The organism is Bradyrhizobium sp. (genome assembly GCF_019242285.1).
GTDB lineage: Bacteria > Pseudomonadota > Alphaproteobacteria > Rhizobiales > Xanthobacteraceae > Bradyrhizobium.
The window spans coordinates 1-3,197 of the sequence record NZ_JAFAVV010000388.1 but is presented as its reverse complement, the minus strand read 5'-3'; the positions used below and the strand labels follow the sequence as shown (position 1 = coordinate 3,197).

The following is a 3,197-nucleotide window of genomic DNA, read 5'->3' as shown; positions in this document are numbered from 1 at the left end:
ATCCTGCCGATGTCGCTTGCAACGCTGCCGAGATCGCGACCTTGCACGCTGGCATAGATGTCGAAGACGGGCTGGATATTGGTCTGGTTTAGATTGGTCGGCACGCTGTCGCGTTGCAGCGTTGCGAGATTACTCAACAGCCCGGGGATCGGCGGACCATTGGCGGCGAGCTGGGTCGACACCGGCGTATTGCCGAGTTCGCCCAATGAACTGACCAGTTGCTGCGGCGTCTGGACCGCGATGTAGTACGGAATCCCGGACTTGGGATCGGTCCAGAAATTGGGCGTGACCTGTTCCGAGGAACTAAGGCTGGTATTGAGATCGTTGGCGACCGCTTGCGCATTGAGCCCCAATTGCAAGGCACGCGAGCGATCGATGTTGACCAGAAAGGCCGGCCCATCGAGCTCCTGCTGCAGATGCGCGTCGGCGATGCCGGGAATCTCGGCGACGCGACTCAGCAATTCGTGCGCGACGTGCAAATTGTTCGCGCGGTCACGCCCGACGACCCGCAGATCGATCTGCGCCGGCTGGCCGAAATTGAGGATCTGGGTGACCATGTCGGCGGCCTGGAAATAGAAGCTGACCGACGGGAAGGCAGCCGGCAAAACCTCGCGCAGCCGGCGCATATAGTCGGCGGTCGGCGCATGCCCTTCCTTGAGCGAGATCAGGATGACGCCGTCGTTGACGCCGATCGTCGAGCCGTCGGTGAAGGCAAGGTTGTAGACGCGCTGCGGCACCCCGATGTCGTCGACGATCAGGTCGCGCTCTTCTTCCGGGATGACCTCGCGGATCTTGTCCTCGATCTGCTCGAAGACGCGCTCGGTCGCCTCGATGCGGGTACCTGCCGGCGCGCGGACATGCAATTTGATCTGTCCGCCGTCGATGCCGGGGAAGAAGTCGCGGCCGACCTCGACAAACATGACGCCGCCCAGCGCAAGCACCAGCACCGCAATTACCGGGACAATCCATCGCCGTTTCAGCAGCAACGCCAGTACGCGCACATAGGCACGCCGAAACCGATCGAAACCGCGCTCCCACCTCCGGTGAAATCGCGCGAACCGGCCACCCCCGGCTTCCGTCCCGCCGTGCTGCTCGCCCTTCAACAACAGGCCGATGATGATCGGCGTCAGCGTGCGCGACAGCGCATAGGACGCCAGCATCGCGAACACGACCGCGAGCCCCAATGGCGTGAAGAGGAACTTGGCCGGTCCTTCGAGAAACACGACCGAGGTGAAGACGCAGCTGATCGCCAGCGTCGAGACCATCGTCGGCACCGCGATCCCGGCGGAGCCGTGCAATGTCGCCGCGGCAAGGCTCATGCCGATGCTGCGCAGCCGGTGCGTGTTCTCGATGGTCACCGTCGAATCGTCAACGAGGATGCCGACCGCGAGCGCCATGCCGCCCAGGGTCATCGTGTTGAGCGTATGACCCATAAAGTGGAGGATCACGATCGAGGTCAGGATCGACAGCGGGATCGACACCAGGACGATCAGGGTCGACCGCCACGAGCCGAGAAACAATAGGATCATCAGCCCGGTCAGCCCCGCCGCAATCGCGCCTTCGCGCAATACCCCGTCGATCGATGCGGTGACCAGTTTCGACTGATCGAAGAGCTCGTGGATGCCAAGGCCCGGCGGTGCCGCCTTGCGGGCGATCCTGAGCACCTTGCGCACGCCGTCGACGACCGCGACTGTCGAGGCATTGCCGTTCTTGAGGACGCTCAGCAATACCGAGCGCCGCCCGTCGGTACGCACGATGTTCTGCTGCACCGCCCAGCCGTCATGCACCTGGCCGACATCCTGCAGGAACACCGTCTGACCGTTGACGTATTTGACCGGGATGTCGTTGAGGTCGGCGATGCTGAGCGGCATCGCATTGGTGCGCACGGTGTATTGCTTGTCACCGATCTTGGCGAGACCCGACGGCAAGGTCAGGCTCTGCGCATTGACGGCATTGACCACGTCCGCCGGGGTCAGGCCTCTCGCCTGCAGTTTCAGCGGATCGATATCGACCATGATCTGCCGGTACTTGCCGCCGTCCGGGGTCGGGAAGGTGACGCCCGGGACCGGGGCAAGCTGCTGGCGCAGATTGTAATATCCATAGTCGTACAATTGCTGCTCGTTGAGCCGGTCGGATTTGAGGCTGAGCTGCAATACCGGGACGCTCGAGGCATCGTAGCGTACGATGATCGGCGGCTGGACGCCCACCGGCATCAGCTGGCGGATGTAATTGGTCCCCGCGACGATCTGCGAGATCGCGAGGTCGATGCTGACATCGGGCTGGAAATAGATCTTCTGTACCGAGATGCCGTTCAGGGTCTGCGCCTCCATGTTCTTGATGCCGGTCACGCTGGTGCTGATCGCGTACTGGCTGTAGGTGCTGATCCGCTGCTCGGTCTCCGGCGTGCTGAGGCCGGTGTACTGCCAGATCACCGACACCACCGGAATGTCGATCTCCGGAAAAATGTCCTCCGGCATCACGGTGATCGCCGACACGCCAAGAAACAGAATGAGGGCGGCGAGCACGTAAAAGGTGTAGGGGAACTTCAAGGCGAAGCGGACGATGCCCATCGCGATATCCTTGTCCTAGCGGTCGGCTGCCTGCCGATTATCGCGCGCGGCCTTTTCCGGTTATCCGCTGCGGGACCGGATGAGGGCGCTGGCGGTCGATGCGTCACCACGACGTTGCGACGGTAGGGCTGGCGTCAGGGTTCACGGCTCGCCCAATGGCACCCCGGCCATTTTTTGTAGCCTCATCGACCCGCGAGATTTGGTGACTGGCAGCCAGACGACAAACGAGAGTTCGTCGCCGATGCTTTAGAAATTTTCATCTGAATTTCGCCCGCCGACACATTGCGCCGAGGCTAACTTTCGGCCGGAGGATGGGCTTAATGGAGAAGTTGTTTGGGCGGAAACGCCGCACCGCCGACCCGCTGACGTCCTTTCTCGGGCACGCGCGGGAACGGGGAGGATGCGCCGATTTCCGTCATTCGCCGAAACCAGCCTGTACGATCCGATTTCCCCGAAGGACTAAACCGCTCCCGCGGTAATTTGTAGCAAGGGAAAGGTCTCGGGGAGTAGCAGAAGCAGGCGTCCTGTCTTGAGATTGAGGGGCTGAAGACCGCACCCAAGACAGGAGCCCCCAATGACCGACAAGGCCATCAGTCCGTTACGCCGGCGACTGATTGAGGACATGAC

Annotated in this window: 1 protein-coding gene; it reads right to left on the bottom strand. The window is 62.0% G+C overall.

The features are described from left to right. On the bottom strand, positions 1-2,570 hold a 2,570-nt coding region (locus JOY90_RS14975; RefSeq protein ID WP_291691895.1), incomplete at its 3' end, for an efflux RND transporter permease subunit. Between the last annotated feature and the right edge of the window lie 627 nt (positions 2,571-3,197).